General features: G+C 37.2%; 12 protein-coding genes and 1 pseudogene. 4 read left to right on the top strand and 9 right to left on the bottom strand.

Going from position 1 to position 20404, the window contains the following annotated elements:
- Positions 1-441: 441 nt before the first annotated feature.
- The 5 genes from BK579_RS07425 to BK579_RS07405 form a co-directional block, all read right to left on the bottom strand.
- Positions 442-1983: a response regulator transcription factor gene (locus BK579_RS07425; protein ID WP_078544586.1), complete on the bottom strand. Its 1542-nt coding sequence runs from the start codon at positions 1981-1983 to the stop codon at positions 442-444.
- Positions 1958-3739 carry a cache domain-containing sensor histidine kinase gene (locus BK579_RS07420; protein ID WP_235848370.1) on the bottom strand — a complete coding sequence of 594 codons (1782 nt, stop codon included), beginning with the start codon at positions 3737-3739 and terminating at the stop codon, positions 1958-1960. The genes BK579_RS07425 and BK579_RS07420 overlap by 26 nt, the downstream gene beginning before the upstream one ends.
- Positions 3740-4053: 314 nt before the next feature.
- A complete protein-coding gene (locus tag BK579_RS07415) occupies positions 4054-5037 on the bottom strand; it encodes a glycine-rich domain-containing protein (RefSeq protein ID WP_235848369.1) in 984 nt (327 codons plus the stop codon).
- A gap of 206 nt (positions 5038-5243) precedes the next feature.
- Complete coding sequence (locus BK579_RS07410) at positions 5244-5639, bottom strand: hypothetical protein (protein WP_078544585.1); 396 nt, start codon at positions 5637-5639, stop codon at positions 5244-5246.
- A gap of 111 nt (positions 5640-5750) precedes the next feature.
- Complete coding sequence (locus tag BK579_RS07405; RefSeq protein WP_078544584.1) at positions 5751-6596, bottom strand: aldo/keto reductase; 846 nt, start codon at positions 6594-6596, stop codon at positions 5751-5753.
- Positions 6597-6859: 263 nt separating this feature from the next.
- On the opposite strand from BK579_RS07405, the gene BK579_RS07400 reads away from it, so the two are divergent.
- From BK579_RS07400 to BK579_RS07385, 4 genes are all read left to right on the top strand, one after another.
- Positions 6860-7939, top strand: coding sequence for a YibE/F family protein (locus BK579_RS07400; RefSeq protein WP_078550451.1), 1080 nt, complete (start codon positions 6860-6862; stop codon positions 7937-7939).
- On the top strand, positions 7936-8727 hold the full coding sequence (locus tag BK579_RS07395; RefSeq protein ID WP_078544583.1) for a YibE/F family protein: 792 nt from the start codon (positions 7936-7938) through the stop codon (positions 8725-8727). The genes BK579_RS07400 and BK579_RS07395 overlap by 4 nt, the downstream gene beginning before the upstream one ends.
- 81 nt (positions 8728-8808) lie before the next feature.
- Complete coding sequence (locus tag BK579_RS07390) at positions 8809-9672, top strand: AraC family transcriptional regulator (RefSeq protein WP_078544582.1); 864 nt, start codon at positions 8809-8811, stop codon at positions 9670-9672.
- Between the two features lie 71 nt (positions 9673-9743).
- Positions 9744-9932 (top strand): hypothetical protein, encoded by a 189-nt coding sequence (locus tag BK579_RS07385; RefSeq protein ID WP_204524693.1) that lies wholly within the window; start codon positions 9744-9746, stop codon positions 9930-9932.
- 395 nt (positions 9933-10327) lie between these two features.
- Here BK579_RS07385 and BK579_RS07375 read toward each other — a convergent pair whose 3' ends face one another.
- From BK579_RS07375 to BK579_RS07360, 4 genes and pseudogenes are all read right to left on the bottom strand, one after another.
- A complete protein-coding gene (locus BK579_RS07375) occupies positions 10328-11599 on the bottom strand; it encodes a M20/M25/M40 family metallo-hydrolase (protein WP_078544579.1) in 1272 nt (423 codons plus the stop codon).
- A 408-nt stretch (positions 11600-12007) separates the two neighbouring features.
- Positions 12008-13359, bottom strand: a pseudogene (locus BK579_RS07370) (IS3 family transposase).
- A gap of 139 nt (positions 13360-13498) precedes the next feature.
- On the bottom strand, positions 13499-17680 hold the full coding sequence (locus BK579_RS07365; RefSeq protein ID WP_235848368.1) for a rhamnogalacturonan lyase family protein: 4182 nt from the start codon (positions 17678-17680) through the stop codon (positions 13499-13501).
- Positions 17681-18351: 671 nt separating this feature from the next.
- Positions 18352-20400, bottom strand: a complete 2049-nt coding sequence (locus tag BK579_RS07360; RefSeq protein ID WP_235848367.1) for an ABC transporter ATP-binding protein — start codon at positions 20398-20400, stop codon at positions 18352-18354.
- Positions 20401-20404 lie beyond the last annotated feature (4 nt).

The following is a 20404-nucleotide window of genomic DNA, read 5'->3' as shown; positions in this document are numbered from 1 at the left end:
AATACTTATTTTATAGGCTCTATGAATCTTTTAACATGGAAAAAACAGATAACACTGTTTAAAAATCAGTGAATTCTGAGGATTCGTTTTTTTATAGTTAAACTATTAATTAATTTACTTTTTTAAGAAAGGAAGAATTAGCAAATATGAGTATTAACACCATGGGTGGTGAACTTTCCATTCACTGCGATCCATGCCCTTTCCGCGGGCGGTGCGGTGAGCCTCCTCGTCGCAGGCTCCTGTGCGGGGTCTCACTTTGCCCCGTGTATCCCGCAGGAGTGGCATGGCTCTCCACTCATTCCAAGTAATCAGCGAGCAATAGTTATTACCTCTTTATGGTTTACACTAAGTATTAACTTGCACTATTCTCATACTCACGAGTAACACTTGTAGAAAAATAAAAACCCATTATCTCCATATCGATAATGAGTCCTAGTATCTTTAATTTGCCTTTTTATATTCTGACGGAGAATACCCTGTTAGTTTTTTAAATACTTGGCTGAAATATTGTGGATTGTCTCCATATCCGATCATTTCAGCAATCTCAAATACTTTTACTTCTTCCATCAAGTGAATTTGTTCGATGGCCTTGTTTACTCTCATTTGAGTCACATAGCTTGAAAATTTTTGACCCGTTTCTTGTTTAAATAGTTTCCCTAAATAATCGGCGTTCATGTACACCTTATGGGCCACCCATTTCAGTGATAGTTCGGTATTAGCAAGGTTTTCCTCCACAAGGCCCATTATTTTTTGAATGATGTCAGAATGATTGGATTTATGTCTGTCATAGTGAACCTGTGTGATTTCTTTTGCTGTAAAAAGAAAAAACTCTTCCATTTGTTGAATCGTATCCATATCAATTAATTTTGACATTTTCTCCATATAGTGTTGGATTTTACTAGAATCAGATTGTTGAATGATCACTAAAAATACCTGCATTACATATGAACGAACTAAATTGATTGGAAACCGACTTTTTGTTAAGTCATGAAAAAAGCTAGTAATTTCACTTTCTACCTTTTCTAGGTTTCCGGACTTAATAAACAAACAAAGGCTCTGGCCGTCATATTCGTAATCATTTGTTCTTTGGTCTTGGTGAATATCGCTTTTTGAGATGATACTTCCTTCACCTAAATAAAAACGATGATTCAGACATTCTAATGCTTCTAAATAAAGTCTTCTCACCTGTGTAATACAGTCCACTTCACTTAGGGCTACGGTCATATCCATTCCATAAATATCGTTGAAATGATCACGTAGTTGTTCAATTTTCATTTGAAGTTGATTAAAACCTTGTTCATTTATAAGAAATAAAACATTATCCCCTATACTTGTAGATAAGATTGATTGTGAAAATAGATCTTCGCCGAGGTTTTCAATAACAAACATGTGTTCATAATGAAATTCTCCTTCAATTCTAAAGATGACAAGACGAATAAATTCCTCTTGAAAATTCATTCTTAGCAGTTTTTCATAAAACTGAATCCCACCTCTATTACTCTCAGGCTTACTCGAAATAAATTCCTTTAATAATTGCTTTTTCACTAAAGGTTGAACTTGATCAAGACGGCTTTTTGTTTCCATAAGAAACTGTTCTCTTTTGGCATCTCTGTTTAAATCAGCAATCAATTTTAATAATGCATCAGCAATATTTTTTTCATTGCATGGCTTTAATAAATAATGCTTCACACCATATTCCATGGCTTGCTTCGCGTAATTAAAATCGTTGAATCCTGATAAAATAATAAACTTTATAAAAGGTTTTTCTTTTGAGACGAGTTCGACTAATTCCAGACCGTTCATCCCCGGCATTTGGATATCACAGATAACAATATCAGGCTCTTCTCGAGTGATAAAATCATAAGCTTCAAGCCCATTTCTGGCTGTACCTATCAAATTGGTCCCTAATTCATTCCAATTGATGATTCGTGAAATGCCTTCTAAAATTATTCGTTCGTCATCTACCAATAGTACTCTGTACATAATCCCACCTCTTCTGGTATGGAATAGTAATACTGACCTTTGTCCCTTTGTTCAATTCACTATCAATCTGAAGTCCGTACTCTGATCCAAATACAAATTTAATTCTTGAATCAATGTTACGCAAGCCTATTCCAGTGCCTCTTGTTTTCATTTCACCTTTTCTAACCTTGTCAAGCTGCTCTTTGTCCATTCCCGGTCCATTATCCTCTACAGCTAATTGTAGATAATCTCCTTCTTTCAAGACAGATACATGGATGTTACAAGGCTCTATCATCCTCTCTAATCCATATATAATCGCATTCTCCACTAGTGGCTGAATAACCAGTTTAGGTAAAACACAATCCTTTACTTCTTCATCGACAGATAATGAAAATTCTAATCGCTCTTCAAATCGATATCTTTGAATCGTTACATAATGCTCAACCATTTTAACTTCTTCACGTACTGTAATGACATCGTCTTGAATACTTATAGCGTTTCTTAATAAAAAACCTAGCGACTCTACCATTTGGGATATTTGCTGCTGTTGATTTATTTTTGCTAACCAATTAATTGATTCCAATGCATTATAAAGAAAATGTGGATTAATCTGTGATTGTAAGGCTTTAAATTCGGTATCCTTTAATAATAATTGCTTTTCATAATTTTCTTTAATCAGATCATTAATTCTCTCAATCATTTGAATGAAATTCTGATGAAGGATACCAACCTCATCATGATATTGGGAAGGTGTAAATGTGTCAGCCACTTTAAAGTCTCCTCTTTCGACATACTTCATAGCTGAGACTAAGTTTTCTATAGGATTCGTAATTCTCTTAGAGAATCGAACCACTAAATAAATAGCAGAGATCATGATTGCCAAAAAGAGAAAAATAACCATATATTTTATCATTGTCACCTTAGCAAACATGGTGTCAAATGGTATGACACTCCAATACGTCCAATCCATATATGGTGATTTAGAATAAGTAACAAAGTTGCTGCGTCCAAGCATTTGTTGGATTTTGTATCCTTGAGGATCATCTGCTGATAAATCTATTGCACTCAGGTCGATTGTGGGATCTTCAACAAAGAACATATCATCTCCCTTAGACATGGCGATAAAACCTTCACCTTCTCTTTCGCTTGAAAGTTCGTCAACGATTTCATGTAACCTCACTTCAACAATTAATGATCCAAGGTTTTCAAACCTAAGCCTTTTATAAGATCTAATCTCCCTTGTAGAAAAAATGGTGTTATTGGAGCCTTCTAGTGACATCCAAACATTTCCTCCACTCCCATTTTCGGCTGTTTTTATGAGGGTACCTTTGTGATTATATAAGTTTTTGGATGGAGCTCGACCAGCCCGAAATTCTTTGCCATCTCGGTTAAATAGATGAATCGATTGTATATAGTTCTCTGAACCAATATAACTAGTTAACTTTTCCCAAATTTCCTGTTCAATTCGAAATTTTTCATATTTTGATAAACTCTCATATGAGTCAGTTAAGGCATCTTGAATGACAGAATCAGTAGCGACCTTATACGTAACTTCCTCAATATTTTTCAGTTCATCCTCGATTCGATTAGAAGACATGATCAATACCTGTGAAGACTTTCGATAGATTTGTTCATCATAAGTGTTAAACGCATATTGAAAACCTATGATAATGAACGATAAACAAACAAGTAAAAGGATTAAAATAAACACGATTAACTTATATTTAATTTTTAAGTTTTTATACCGATTTAAAGCCAGCATTTTCAAGTTCTTCATCATTTTAGAACTCCAATTTAGTATTTTGGCCAAGTACTACAAACAGCAGGAAACGCTTTCATATTCTTCATAGTGATGTTTATTTTTTATGGATAACCCATGGTTGACATAAAATTAAGTTGAAAAACTATTAAATTAATTATACCTTATTATTTACGTAATATTTCGATTTTTCAAGTTGTTTTTTAAAAACTCGGAAGCAAGGGGACGGTTCTCGCGCTTCTTTTTTCCTTCTCGACGAAGCATGAGAACCGTCCCAGCGCTTCTTTTTTCCTTCTCGACGAAGCATGAGAACCGTCCCAGCGCTTCCTGACCTAACTGCTGCAGCCTCCACCAAAACTAGAGCAGCTTGCTCCCCCGGAATCTCCGCCCGAATCTCCTCCTGAATGGTCATCAGAAGTACTGCAAGTATAACCAGAGCAATAAATTCCTGCTCCTCCACCATTTTCGTCCTCATATTCTTCCGGGACAATTTCATTCATATGATCTTCATAATGGTCTGATTGATAAAGAGAATAAAAGACTGCAGCACCAAGTGCATAGTTTACTAGTTGGGTATTCTGCGTAGAAGAATGGGACTCATTATGATTATGGCTATGATTCATAGCGTCGGCACCATTAATTTCGTTTTTCATTTTTTGTATCAAGCCTCGTTTAACGTCCATCCAATCGTCATGCTGCCGGAAATATTTATTTAGAAGTTCGCTTTCTGTTAGAATTCGGAAATCATTAAGGATTTCACGCTTTATTGGATTCCGTAAAAATCCACCCCACAGGATTCTACTATTTGACGTTGGCTCAAACAGACTTAGGTAAATCCAGTCAAAAAACGCTCTCTCCCCTGGGATCGGTGTGCTCTCAAGCGTAGGAGTATGGTGTAAGGTTTCTTTGTAGAAATCCTTCGTGAATTTTTCATATTCCCTTGTGAACATGAGCATTTGATGCCATATTTCATCAACTTGACTGCTGAACATCGGGACAGATTTTAGAATACTATTCATTACAAAATATCGTTTCAATTCAAAAAAAGTCCATTCGTATTCGTGATCTAGCCAGTTGGGGTGTTCCATTAATACGCGATTTTTGACATTACCTAAATATGAAGGTGAAAGGGATGAATTTAACGCTTGAACAATAGGAACTCCACTATTATTGATTCCTAATAGATCAGGCATATTCTCATTTTTCACCCTCCCCCTTACTCTCCGTACTGTCCTCGTCCTAGTAGAATTGCTTTTCACAGCGACCAACATGACAACAAAAATGAACACGATCATCCCTATAATAAAACCAATCATTTTTACCCCCCCTTAGTTTCATTCACTTAAAATGATGATAACAACTTGTCACAGCTTTTTCCAGAAATAAACAATATCATATAGTGAAGAGTCGAGACTGCTGAAAAAGTCCAACTTTTTCTAATGAAAAATAACGAAAGAATGGTGCACATTAATAGAGGTAAGAAGCCACAGGCTCCTTACCTCTTAAATTCTTTCCTCTATACTCAGCTTTCATATTTATCCTTATAAAGATCATGTGCTCTCTTAAGAAATTCCCGCTTTCCTTTGTCTTGAGTCCATAGTTCAATTAACTTATGAACGTCATCATTTTCATCAGTATAACTTTCAAATGAATGTATCCACTTACTAGCGTATTCCATTTCAGATATTAATCGATCAATCCAGAAACCTTTTAGTATTGCAATGTCATTTTCGGTTAAGGAATATTTTTCGATATTCTCAATAAACTTCGGAAAGACCTCATAATTTTCCCAACTCGGAAAGATTCCGTGATCAAGAAAAGCGCTCATATGAGCCTCAACAACTGCTTTTAAAATCTTTCTTTTAGAGCCCGGACCGACTGGAATTTTCACTACTCCGCCAAACAGGCGATATTTCATCCACTCTCCCCCATCTGCTTATTTTTATTTAGTCAATATTTAAGATATATATAAAATATGCAAAAAAGAACAGAAAATAAAGGGAAGCAGGAGAACCGTCCCCCTGCTTCCTTAAAATTCTTCGTATACAGCTGGGTCTTGCCCCTGTAATCTTCCGTCAACTCGTGTTAATCCTGAAATGAGGTTCATCTCTTTTTCATCTAAGTTAAAATCAAAGATTGATATGTTTTCTAACTGCCTGTTTGGTGAAGCTGACTTTGGAATCGAGACTGCTCCGAGTTGATAATGCCAGCGTAATATGATTTGTGAAACAGACTTGTTGCGCTCCGTTGCAATTTGTTGGATCGTTTCATTATGTAATACCTCAATGGCTCGCGCTAGCGGACTCCAAGATTGAGTGATAATGTCATTGTCTTCATGCCATTTTCTTTGTTCGGCTTGATTAAAAAAAGGATGTAATTCGATTTGATTAAGGCTTGGCTTCACACCTGTTTCTTTTTCTAGTCTCTCAAGATGTTCAGGTAAGAAATTACATACTCCAATTGAGCGAATTAACCCCTGTTTTTTCGCATCAATTAAAGCTTGCCACGCTTCCACGTAAAGGTCTTGTTTTGGATTTGGCCAATGAATTAGGTATAAATCATAATAATCCAGGTTTGCCCGATATAATGATTCTTGAATCGTCGTCATCGCATGTTCATACGTTTGATAACGTCCAGGTAACTTGGAGGTTATTCTTAACTCTTCTCTTGCAACAGAACTGCGTCGAACCGCTTCACCTACAGTCCCTTCGTTTTCATAATTATAAGCTGAATCAATCAGTCGATAACCCAACTCATCAATCGCCGTTACCATCGAATTGACTCCTTGTTCACCCTTAAGTTTATATGTCCCTAGCCCGATAACAGGGATTGTTAACCCATCATTTAATGTGACTTTTGGAATCGAGATATCCATATACAAACCACCTTTTTAGTATTTAACTATAGAGTATCATAGTTGTTCTATCACTACTAACCAATGAGCACTAAATGTTTATGACATAGCTATTAAAATCATATTGCTTTTGTAAAAAAACTCTATATTGAAAACTTTTCTTATCCAAACAATGCTCCAGTGGTGGAAGCTACAGGAGTATAGTACAATTCATATATTACAAGTAGTTAGGATGTTGTACTTTGAGTCTAAGAGATAAATTTATAAAAATACCAAAAAAACAAATGTATATATATATGTTGCTAGTAATCTCTTTTTTATCCACCGTTATTTTTGTAAACAATAATTATTCCTTCTACTCACGCCCAATAGCTGAGGTTGTCCAAATTGAGCTTAAAGAATCGACTGAACTCATTGATATTCATGGCAATGAGGATCATCTTTTCACTCAAGAGATCATTGCGATCCTAAAAAATGGTGAAGCAAAAGATAAGCATATTACCATAATCAACGAGTATTCCTTATCCAAAGCTTATGATCAAGAATATCAAGTAGGGCAAGAAGTGTTTGTTTCAATTGATGAAAATAATATAACAGGTACGATTGTTGATGTTAAACGTGATAAATACGTTTTGATTGTCGCATGGGTTTTTATCTTGCTTTTAATCATCGTCGGAAGAAAACAAGGTTTATTTTCGATTATCAGCTTGGCTATTAATGCTGTGTTGTTATCTTTTGCACTGGATGTTTACCTAACTCATTCAGAAATAAGTCTTGTATGGATCTGTGGCTTTAGTGTTGTCTTATTTACTGTCATTTCTTTGTTACTAGTTAACGGCTTTAATGAAAAAACTTATGCAGCAATTATTGCTACCTTATTAGGAACGTTTAGCTCATTGCTCATTGCATATCTTGTTATTTGGGTAACCTCTGAAAATGGCCTTCGGTATGAGGAAATGCAGTTTTTAACTCGCCCTTATCAAATGGTATTTATGGCTGGACTATTTATCGGATCTCTTGGAGCAGTAATGGATGTTGCCATTACAATGTCTTCTTCTATTTTTGGGTTATATGAGAGAAATAACAATATTGCCGTCAAAGCTCTTAAACATTCAGGTATGGAAATCGGAAAAGATATTATGGGAACGATGACCAATATTTTATTTTTTGTTTACATAAGTGGCTCCATACCGATGATTCTTTTATATTTAAAAAATGGTTCTCCTCTAGGATTTACTCTCTCTATGAGCCTATCATTAGAATTAGCTCGTGCTCTAGCTGGTGGAATCGGAATCGTTTTAACCATTCCGATTGGTCTATACACGACTTTATTTTTCATAAATAGAAAGAGGGCTAGGTCATGAATGCATTAGTTTTGCTAGCAGGTATTTTGTTTCTATTGATGACCCTTATTGGTGGGAAAAAAGGAGCAAGATCGTTTTTAGCGTTATTCTTTAATTTTGGTGTGCTCATTATCATTATTTTTATCATGAATGACCCTAATGTAAATCTGATTATCTTGACGATCATTGCATCGACCATCATTAGTTGTATTAATTTATTTTATATTAACGAAATTAACGGTAAAACGAAAACAGCCTTCATTTCTACGATCATTTCAACTGTCATACTACTCTTTTTTATTGTTATTATTTCTGAAAAGGCAATGATTCAGGGTTTTGGTGCAGAAGAAATTGAGGAGCTTAGCATATTTTCACTTTTTATTGGAATTGACTTTGTGAAAATTGGAGTGTCTGTGATTATTATGAGCACCATAGGCGCCATTACTGATACTGCGATAGCTATTTCATCGCCGATGCGTGAAATCCATTATCATCATCCGTCTATTAGTAGAAAAGAGTTATTCACATCAGGATTAAGTATTGGCAGAGATATTTTAGGGACAAGTACGAACACTTTGTTTTTCGCATTTTTTGGCGGATATTTAGCTTTGCTTATCTGGTTTAAAGATTTATCTTACTCCGTTGGGGAAATTGTTAATTCAAAAATATTTAGTGCAGAAATGATTACTCTCCTTTGTGCTGGCATTGGTGTAACAATGGTTATTCCGATTACCGCTTGGGTTACAGCTTTATTTTTAACAAAAAAAAGCAAAAATAAAGAATCATCTGATGAGGTTAGTAATTCATAGACCACGACAAACAACTGGTATATTAAAGGGCAAATCACGTATTTATACAACATAAACGTTCTTTAAGGAATGGTGGTTTTCATGACAAAACCCGGAAAAATCGCTAAATCGCTAAACCAGCTGACATTTTCTTTGTTATTAGCTGGTCATAAACATTGCCCACAAGATTGGTATAAAGCCGAAAAGATTCACAAATATCACTCGATTTGGTTAATTACAAAAGGTCAGGGTGAGATTATCATTAATGGAAACAAGCATAAGGTAAAGCCAGGAAAACTGATTATTTATTCTCCTGGTATGGTTTGTGAGAAAAAGGGTTCACCGACAGATCCACTTGAGTTTTATTTTATTCGGTTTAGCTATGCAGTTGCTTATGAAGAAAAAGAGACTTGGTATTTGGAGCAAGGACAAGAAACAGATTTCCCCTTAAAAGGAATCTATTCGATTAGCAACATCTCTGGAATCACTTTATTATTTGAGCAAATTACCAATCTATCAAAACGACGAGGTCCGTCTGTTGCCATTCAAAGGAAAATTCTCTTTCAAGAATTATGGTTAACCATTATTGAAGATTTTCGTTCTCAAAAAATAGCTGGTGATACGACGTTAGCGATTGAATTGACGATTGATTATATGGTAAATCACTATAATAATTCATTAACGCTAACAGATTTATCAACCATGGCAGGACTTAGTTCAAGTCACTATTCCCGCCTGTTCAAAAAGTATGTAGGATATAGCCCAATTGATTATTTAACACATCTTCGGATTGACCGCGCGAAAGAACTCCTTGCTTTGTCCGATTTCCGGATTAAAGAAATAAGTCAAAGTGTCGGTTACGAGGATGAATTATATTTTAGTCGGATTTTCAAAAAAATCGTTGGGATGTCTCCATCACAGTTTAATATGAATCATAAGACGGTGTCTGATAAGAAGATAAGATAAACTAGCAAAACACTCAAACTGAGTATATAAATGGACCTTTAGACGGATGTTAAAAGGAAAAGCTTAGAGGAGTGTCTCGTTTGACTATTTTAAATTATGATGACCAAATTCAATTGATTACCCATTGGCTGAGAACAACAGCCATAAAAAATGTTGAGGGATCCGTAAATAAAGACATTATTAGATATCAATTAAGAATGGAATTTGGCATTGAAAGCGATGAAGTGGTTGATGAGGTTTATGATTCCATCATTAACTAAGAAGCAGTGGGACGGTTCTCATGCTTCCATTTGAAGCACGAGAAGCAGTGGGACGGTTCTCATGCTTCCATTTGAAGCACGAGAAGCAGTGGGACGGTTCTCATGCTTCCATTTGAAGCACGAGAAGCAGTGGGACGGTTCTCATGCTTCCATTTGAAGCACGAGAAGCAGTGGGACGGTTCTCATGCTTCCATTTGAAGCACGAGAAGCCGTCCCACTGTTTTCCCTTTAGTTCTTCCCTAACACAACTCCTAGTCCCATAAACAGATAAAGATAAACCGAAAGTGTGATTTCTGGAAATCCGGATGTTAAAAACTGCCTGTAAATCCCTCATCATAGTATGATGCTTACTAAATAAGAAGCAACAGAACCTTACCGCTTTCTCTTTCACTTACTCAGTCAGAAGCACGAGAACCGTCCCCCTGCTCCCTTAAAAGCGGCTGATTAACACCCTTCATTCCTACTAGTGCAAGCATTGTTAGAAAAATCCTTTGTGCCCCTTGATATGAATCTTTCGGATCAAAATATTCATTTAAAGTGTGAACTCCGCCAAAGTCTCCGCCACCTCCAAGTGTGACAGCTGGAATGCCTAGTGAAATTGGAACATTGGAATCTGTGCTAAGTGCTCCCGCTAACACTGCTTCAAAACCAAGGGCTTTTGATGCAGCTAAGGCGGTCTGTACGATGATTGCATCAGATGGTTGGGTACCAGCTGGACGATTACCAACAAGCTTCAAATCAACTGTAATTCCATCCGAATTCCATCGTTCATTTTCTTCTATTGCTGCCTGGTTTATTACATTACGAACTTTTTCATCTAGCTGTTGTAATTCTTCCTGTGAATTTGATCGCAAGTCAACGAACATTGCTGCTTCTTCAGCAATGGTGTTAATCGACGTGCCACCGCTAATGATTCCAACATTAAAGGTGGTTTTCGGCTCATCTGGCGTTTCAATCTCTGAAATCATCGCAATCGCCCGTCCTAGTGCATGGATCGGGCTTGGTGTTCCAAAGTTTCCGAAGCTATGCCCTCCTGGGCCTCTATATGTTACATGGTATCGATGGCTGCCCGTCCCCAGGTATATGACACCTTCTGGGCTACCCGGTTCGATAGAAATAAAACCATCAATATCAATCCGGTTTTCAAATAAAGCCTTCACACCACACAAATCGCCTAACCCTTCCTCACCGACAGTAGCCCCGATAATTAGGTCACCTTCTGTTTCAATACTAGCCGTATTTAATGCTCTAACTAAGGTTAGTACAACAGCTAATCCTCTTCCATCATCAGAGATGCCTGGCGCAAAAATCTTACCATCAATTACCTTCGCCTTCGTTTCTGTTCCCTCTGGAAACACGGTATCAAGATGTGCACACACAACTAACCTTGGACCATTGCCAGTTCCAGGTCTGAAACCAAACACATTGCCCACTTCGTCCACTTCAATATCCCTGATTCCTAGCTCAATCAATCTTTTTCGATAATCCTCTCCACGTATTTCTTCTGAAAACGTTGGAGCAGCGATTTCTGTGATTTCAACCTGTTCAGCAGCCGTTGCATCATTATCTTCTTGAAGAAAACGCAAGGCTTCTTGTACTTTAGACTCATTGAACAATTGTTGAAAAATGGCTTCGATATCCTCGTTAAAAAATCTTTCCTTAGTCATGTAATAATTCCTCCTCTGCGGAAGCACGAGAACCGTCCCCATGCTCACTTTTTTATATTCCTTACAAGCTTCTAAACTATTAGACACTACATTTTCGATTAAGGTAACCTTTTTCTGCTCTGGTAAAGGTAGCTAGAGAGTGTTAAACCCTAAGTATTAAATAACCCTCGATTCGGTTTAACTTGATAAAGGACACCTGCCATGACACCACTTTCTCCATGTAGCGTAGGGAATTCCCATTAACTGAATAATCAACTTTATTTTACCACCAAAAGAAATAATAAGTACATTTCGATATTTTGCACATATTGATAGACAAGTGGCATGAACTCTGACTCAGTGGGTCTGTCTTGCGCGCTTCCAATGGAAGCACGAATGAACTGAACCCAAAATGTTAGACACAAGCTATTAAGCAGCTTGCTGGGTATGAGTTCGATATTGAATCGGACTCATACCTTTTAATTTTTGCTTAATCCGTTTGTGATTATAATAGTAAATATATTTCTCTAATTCTAGTTTGAAATGATCCATACTCTCAAATTCTCTTAAATAAAGTAATTCGCTCTTTAATAATCCAAAAAAGTTCTCCATTACTGCATTATCTAAACAATTGCCCTTGCGAGACATACTTTGGGTAATTCCATTCTTCTGTAAGGTGTGTCGAAACTTCTTCATCTGATAATGCCAGCCTTGATCAGAGTGAAGGATAGGGCAATCATGGTCGTCTAATTGTTGTATGGCCGTATCTAACATTTTAGATACAAGTGTGTATACTGGACGTTTCTCTAGGTTATAAGCAATAATTTCACCGTTGTAAAGGTCCAGAATAGGTGAAAGATAAAGTTTCTCGCCAAACAAATGGAATTCTGTCACATCTGTAACCCACTTCGCATTTGGCTTCGTAGCTTGGAAATCTCGCTCTAGTATATTCGGTGCGACTTCACCCACTTTTCCACGATATGAACGGTATTTTTTCATGCGAACTAAGCATTTTAAACCCATCTCATTCATTAAGCGAAGGACTGTTTTGTGATTAATTACATGACCCCGATTACGTAATTCCAGTGTGATACGTCGATAGCCATATCGACCTTGATGTTCGTCAAAGATCTGTTGGATAACCTCTTTCATTTCACTATATTTATCTGGTTTATCCATTTGTTTTACCCAATAATAATACGTGCTACGTGGCATTTCAGCGAACTTTATCAAGTCAATCACCTTAAATTCACGCCTTCATTCATAAATCACCTGTGCCTTTTCTTTTTCTGTGAGTTCTTTTCCTGAATTAAGGCTTGTAGCTTTTTTAAATATGCATTCTCCATACGAAGTTGTTCAATTTCAGCACGTAGTGCTTCTTCAGTTCCTTCTACTGGTTGATTATTCTTAGGTTGCTTTTTCATGGGTGAAGGACGCTCCTTTTTCTTCTTTTTAAGAGCGTCAATTCCCTGTGTTTCAAGTAGATTCTTCCACTTATACACTATGGCAGATGAAGAAACATTAAATACTGCAGTAACTTCTTCGATGGACGCTCCCATCTCGTTCAGATAATTAAGTACGTCCATTTTAAACTCAAATGAGGATTTTGTATAGGTTTCCTCTAAGCCAGATATACCATGCTTTTGAAATTTCGCTACCCATCTGTGTAACATCGTTTTATTAACATTGTACTTTTGGGCTGTCTGCCTGATAGACTCTCCGCCTTCAAGATATTCATTTACTGCAGCTATCTTTATTTCTAAAGGGTATTTCTTCTTCATGTAAAAGTGCACCTCCAATTGTTAGTTGTTGTGTCTAACAATTGGGGTGCACATCAGAACCGTCCCCATGATTACAAAAAACGGAGTGGCTCGTAGCCACTCCGTTTTTCAATACGGTTTCATTTCGAAAGTATAAAGATTATACTGTTTGTCTTCTTCTAGAGTTACTCCAAAAGAAGAAAGAAATACCGATTAAAAGTAGTACTACTCCAACTAAAATCCAATTGTAAGTAGAAGTAGCTGTTTCTGGTAATTTTTCGCCACCCTTGTCTTTACCAGAATCAGTTCCAGAGTCTGTTCCTGGGTCTGTTTCAGGGTCTGTTCCAGGGTCTGTTCCAGAGTCTGTTCCAGGGTCTGTTCCAGGGTCTGTTTCAGGGTCTGTTCCAGGATCTGTTCCAGGGTCTGTTCCAGGATCTGTTCCAGGGTCTGTTCCAGGGTCTGTTCCAGGATTCTCAGTCTCAGGTGCATTTGTATATGCAACTGCTGGCGCTTCTAAGTTTCCAGCAAGAACAGCTTCTCTAATATCTTCTCCTAGATAGAAGCCGATATGTGGAGGCTGATTATAGCCTGAGTTTTGCCAAGCAACACCCAATCGATATGTTGGATCATGCATTAACGTATATAATCTGTAATCAGTAGGTGTAGTTGTACTGAATATTCTAAGCTCTGAACTATCTGTTGTTGGAAGTAGAACTTCTTCACGCCAGTCTCCAAGAATATCTGCTTGTAGTGTTGGAGTTGCCTTTGTTCCGTTATTACTTACAACACCTTCAAAGCTTCTTACTAGTTCAGACTTTCCAGTGTTTTCATTGTATTTAGTAATGGTCGTGTTATCAAGTAATTCTTGTAACAGATCTCCATCCCAATATAGGGCAAAGTTAACAGAAAGACCTGCTTCTCTAAAGCTATCAGCTACAACATTACCTTGTACGTTGTAGATTCCTCCACCTGTTTCAACAGTATGACCACCCGTTCCCCAGAATTCATAGCCAGGGCTAGATGTAATGTTCGCAGCAACTCCACGACCTGCATCAACAGAAGCGAAATATGACATTAACGTTTCCCCAGTGGCAGCATCGTGTAACTCTAGAGATGCAACTGCTGGCACCTCATGCACACCGAAGAACTGGAGACCTTCTCGATCAGGATCAAATGCACCTACATGCATTGCATCTCCATGAGATCCTAATTCGCGTTGCATTTCGCCATCCATTACATAAAGGATGGAGCCATCTTGATCAAGTGTTAATGAACCAGCAAGAATTTCATCGAAGCCATCATTATCCACATCTGCAGTTGCAAGACTGTGATAACCCATACCTGCGCCTCTGCCAGCTTCGTCCGAATCAAATGTCCATTCTTCAATAAGCTTTCCGTCTACTAAACTATAAGCGACAAAAGACGTTCTTTCATAATACCCTCTACCATAGATTGCACTCGGTTTAACGCCATCTAAATAAGCTAGCCCAGAAAGGAATCGATCTGAACGGTTATACCAAGTATCTCCCCATGAAGCACCGTTATCGCCTTCTACTTTTTCGAGAGGGAATGCATAATCAATTGTATCGATTACTTCACCCGTTTCACCATTAAATACTGACATGTATTCTGGACCACCATACACATGTCCTGTTTCATTTACCCATTTACCATCATCTTCAGCATTTCCAATTACACTAAGTACTTTGCTGCTATCAAATTCCCCATCTGTTGTACCATATGATGTTGTAGCATCTGCTGTTTTGATAAGGAATTCGCTCTTACCATTTCCATCAAAGTCAGCTACCACAAATTGATGATAGTGGGCTCCTGATGTAAGGTTATGCCCCATATTGATACGCCATAAAAGGGTTCCATCCAATTTATAAGCATCAAAAATGGTTGGACCAGTCATACCTTGTTGTGAGCTATCAATTGAATTCGTCGGATACCATTTTACGATAACCTCATACTCACCGTCACCGTCTAAATCTCCAACACTTGAATCATTTACAGTGTACGTATAATCTCCTGTAGCAGTTGTTCCACCCTCAGGCTGTTGCATTGGGATAGAAAGATAATCAGTTCCCTCTGCTTGTACTTCATTTGTTTCAGTAGAAGAGCCTTCAACTAGTGTCTCAACTGTATAAGTGTCTCCTGGAGTACCTTCTGAATCCAAATAGTTTGTAACCTCTAAAGCTTCCGTATTTAATTTCTCTTCATTACGGTAAATATTGAATGTTACATCCTTAGCATATTCATCAGCAAGCAAGCGCCAGCTAATAAAGATACCGTCTTCTGATTTAAGTGCAACTACTCCACGATCAAGCCATTCTGTTTGGCGAGCATTATTCGGTGGAGTCAGACGATTATACACATAAATCGTTGCGCTTCTATTAAAATCGTTTTCGAAACCTTCTGTTTCTGCAAGAGTACCTTTAAATTCGTAAACTCCTGACTTACTAGAATCCCATTCAGTTCCAACAGAAGCCCACTCACTAACAGCAACATCTACTGTGCTATTATCAGCTAGTGTTACCTCTACTGTTTCTGGTAAGCCGATAGAATCGATGCTTTCTGTAGTTTCACCGACATATACTCGATGGTATGGCAATTTTTCTACCTTAATAATTGTACTATCTGAAATAGGAACACTATATACTCCTAAATTATCAAGGTAAGTTGTCCATGTATGGTTATTACCAGATGTACGAAGACCTACAAGCTTAACAGTAGCTATAGAACCATCAAAAGCTACACCATCTAGAGACGAAGTGTATTCCTCAATTTTTCCTGTCGCTTTATCAGTTAGCTTTAATATTGCTTCATTATTAATTAAGTCAAATTTCACTTCTACTCCATACCATGCTTCTGGATTTGTAATAGCAGTAGCAGTAGGAGTCCCATTTCCTGCATAGTAAGTTATTGGAGCTTTGTTTGTATTGTTTAATGTAAATACATTGTTTCCAGAGCCGTCAATGATTCTGAATTCCCCACCATTTTCAGAAGCATGGTGTTCAGCTTTATCATTGTTTTTTCCTGGATACCAATCAAAAGTCACAAGAATATCCTGCCCTTTTACAGCTGTATCAAAATTCTTTGTAGCAACACGTCCACCTGATTGATTTGCAATGCTGTATTGTAATTTTGGAGTAGTATTTCCTGCAACATCTTCTCTATTTATTGAAAGAGTAGCTGCAGCAGTAGTAAATCCCCAATTTGCAGGAACTACTTCAACGATATCTCCAAAGTCACTGTAATGTACCCCAACATATCCGTCAATCTCTGGGATAGCACCAGCCTCAGCAACAGTAACATTTATAGTTGCTTTTATGTCATTGCCATTAGCTACATTGGGAACATCTTCCGTATTTAGAGTACCTACAAAAGAATATGTGCCTAATTCATTTGCATTATAGTCAGCGCTATCCCAATTCACACCTACTCCAATGACAACATCATTTTCCAGTTGTACATCAAGGATACTTGGGAATAGAGAAATAACATCCTCTTTAACTACCTCTTTTGGTAGAGTATATTCTGTGTTGTAATCACTTACAACCGAAACAATGTTTTGATCTTGTTGAGAAGGAGCGTCCTCTCCAGATCCATAAATACCTACATTGTCTAAACCAGTTTCAAAGCTAAGATTATTACCTCCAGCACGGTTACCATTAATTGCAATCTTTTCAATACTGTTCACATAATTAAGAAAACTAATATCGATGTCAGATGCTGTGAAGCTCTTGCTTACATCATTTTTATCTTCCACATTTAATGAAACGCTTTCATTAATAAAGTCGAATAATACCTCAACAGATAACCAGCTTTCATCTGTGCTGACACTTGTTACGGTTTCAGCTCCCGATAAATCTGTACCATTGGTTCCAACTTCATATTTAATCTCACCAGCTGTTCCTCCAGCTTTAACGATTCTGAAAAGAGCATTTCCACTAGTATCGCTAAATAATATTTCGCTCGAATTTAAGTCAGTGGAGACATCCCCTGGCTTCCAATCGAATGAAAATAAAACCTCCGAATCAGTGGTAGCTTCATCCAGAGTCTTTGCTATCGTACGAAATCCACTTCCGTTCCCAGTCACGGTTAAATATTTATTCTCGTCTACTGTTACTACTTCGGCAGTTGTCCCACCACCTGGAGAAAAACCCCAAGTATCGTCATTCTCAAAATCAGTACCAGTTAGTAAAGTATAATCGCTACTATCTGTGCTATTTGTTTCAGCACTTATTGCATATGGTAAATTTGATAAAACAAGGGTAAACACCATAAATATATAAAGAAACTTTCTGATTTTACTTTTATTCCCCAATTTCCAATTCACTCCTTCTGCATTTTACCAAGGAAGGATGTTTATCTAGTTGAAGATCTCACCTTGAAAGACACTACTTTTCTATTTCTCTAGTTAAATAGTAGAAATACACATTTCAAGCTTCTCACGCGGTAAGAAAATAAATCATCTGTTCAACAAAAAGCTTAGCTTGTCTTACTAAATTTTATTAACCCTATCCCCCCTAGCTAGTCTTAAAATTAAGATGACCAATTAAATACTTCTGTTATCGAACTGAACACTAAAAACAATTTCCCACTGAAGATTTAGAGTATTGCAACTTTTGGGAACGGATACAAAAACATATGTATTTATTCCTATAGGAAAAATGAGATTAAGTCTAATAGCTCGCTTTAGTTTTATATTGGTCAACCTATTTAAAATGGTAGCATTATCAATTTAGACCGTCTATTGTACTTTTTTGCACCTAGAAATGCATCGGTAATACAGGTGTTTTGGGATTTAACACTTTTTTGTTCAATTCACCCTATTTTGGATTTCCACTTCTAAAGAACTATTTATACGTCACTTTATGAAGAATGGTTAAGCGCACACCTTGTAGTAGTTCATTATGAATAGAAAAAAGACACAACTAGTCATAATCCAATAGTCGTGCCATATTAAATCCCCAAACTTCCTGTTGTCCATTATAGATTCTCTCAAGCTTACACCCGTACAGCACGTTTTTGTTTATTTTGATTATGACACAGGCGATAATAAGCGCCTCTTTTCGCAAGCAATGTTGGATGATTTCCGACCTCAATAATTTGGCCTTTATCTAGTACAATAATCTTATCTGCATGTTGAATCGTGGCCAGGCGATGCGCAATGATAATAGTGGTCCGATTTTCAGATACTTTCTTCAACGTATCTTGAACAACCATCTCTGTTTCTGTATCAATATTGGCTGTTGCTTCATCCAAAATCAAAACATTTGGACCCGCTAAAATTGCTCGCAAAAATGACAGCAACTGCTTTTGACCAGTTGACAACACAACCCCGTCTTCCCCTAGTATTGTTTCATATCCATTTGGTAGCGCACGGAAGAACTCATCAATGTTGACCGATTTTGCTGCATGGATGATCTCTTCGTTTGTTATATACGTATTGTTTAAACGAATATTATCATACACAGTCCCTGAAAACACAAAGCTATCTTGCTGAATAATTCCAATATGCTTTCTTAAATCTTCCATTGTAACATCTTTGATATTCACATCATCAATTCGGATTTCTCCCTTTTGAATATCGTAAAAACGGTTAATCAGTTGAATGATTGAACTTTTCCCAGCTCCTGTCGCTCCAACAATTCCAATTGTCTCTCCCGGCTTGATATTAAAATGCACATCCTTTAACACCCATTCTTCATCTTGATAAGCAAACCACACATGATTAAAGTCCACTTTTCCTCGTACCCTTTCAGGCAATTGCTGTGGGTTTGAAGAATTGATAATCGTTGGCTTTTCTTCTAACGTATCAAAAATTCGTTCAGCAGATGCTAAAGATGCTTGAATTTGATTAAAGCGATCAGCTAAACCGCGCAATGGTTCGAAAAACTGTCTTACATAGCTTGTAAAAGCATACACGACACCAAAGGTAACTGCCCCATCTAAGACATGTCTTCCCCCGTACCATACAATCAAGGCTAACGAAATATTACCAAACAAGCCAATTGACGGATTAAAAATCGAGTTTAACACAGTCTGACGCATCCCCGCTCGGTAATGCTCATCATTTAGCTTTTGAAAATCTTCTAACTGCTTCTTTTCACGTGCAAAAATTTGAATTACCTTCATCCCCGAAAGGTTTTCCGCTAAGTTCGTATTAAGTCTTGATAAAATTAGACGAACATAGCGCTGTGCATTTCGAATGACTTTTTTAAAATAAAACGTAATGACGACTATCACTGGAATAACGATAAAACTGACAAGTGTTAATTTAACACTCATTTGCAGCATGATGATAACAATCCCCACAAGCATTAAAACTTCTTTTATTAAGTTAACGATTACTTGTGAATAAAGCTGGTTCAACGCTTCGACGTCATGGGTAATCCTTGTGACTAATCTTCCAATTGGATTTTTCCCATAAAAGTCCATCTGCATGTTAGACAAATGCTTCATCATCTTTTGGCGAATATCATAGATAACCGACTGTCCTGTATATTGAAGACTATTGTTTTGATAGTATGACAAAATACCAGAGCCTACAATTAATAGAAAATAGACAGCTCCTAATATAATCAAACCGGTGTAATCGGCTGACCGGAACAGATCAACTTGATCTGCCGTTAGCATTTGTACAGGATATGCTGCACCATCGAGTGTAATACTCTTACCACTAGCTGCCAGTTGATAATCCTCTACCTTTGATAAACCCTCATTCCATCCATGGATGAGATAATGAGTTCCTTTTATAGAAACAATCGCTGACTTTTCAATCTCTGACTCCAGTTCTGTTGAAATGGCATCTTCACCGTCAACTCGATAATACACCTGGCCATCGAGAGTGGCTGTTTGCTTCATGCTAACCTGCTGACTTCTCTCCTCCTCGAGCACAACCATCGGCGAGTACAATCCATTGATGTGTGAGTCAATCGCAATTTTAATTAAATATGGCTGTGCTAAGCTGGCAATGACGATAAAGCCTGTTAACAAAAATGAAAATAAGATTGTTTTCCAGTAAGGCTTTGCAAACAACAGCATCTTTTTCATTAAT

Source organism: Litchfieldia alkalitelluris, assembly GCF_002019645.1.
Lineage (GTDB): Bacteria > Bacillota > Bacilli > Bacillales > Bacillaceae_L > Litchfieldia > Litchfieldia alkalitelluris.
This window is presented reverse-complemented; position numbering and strand designations above follow the sequence as displayed.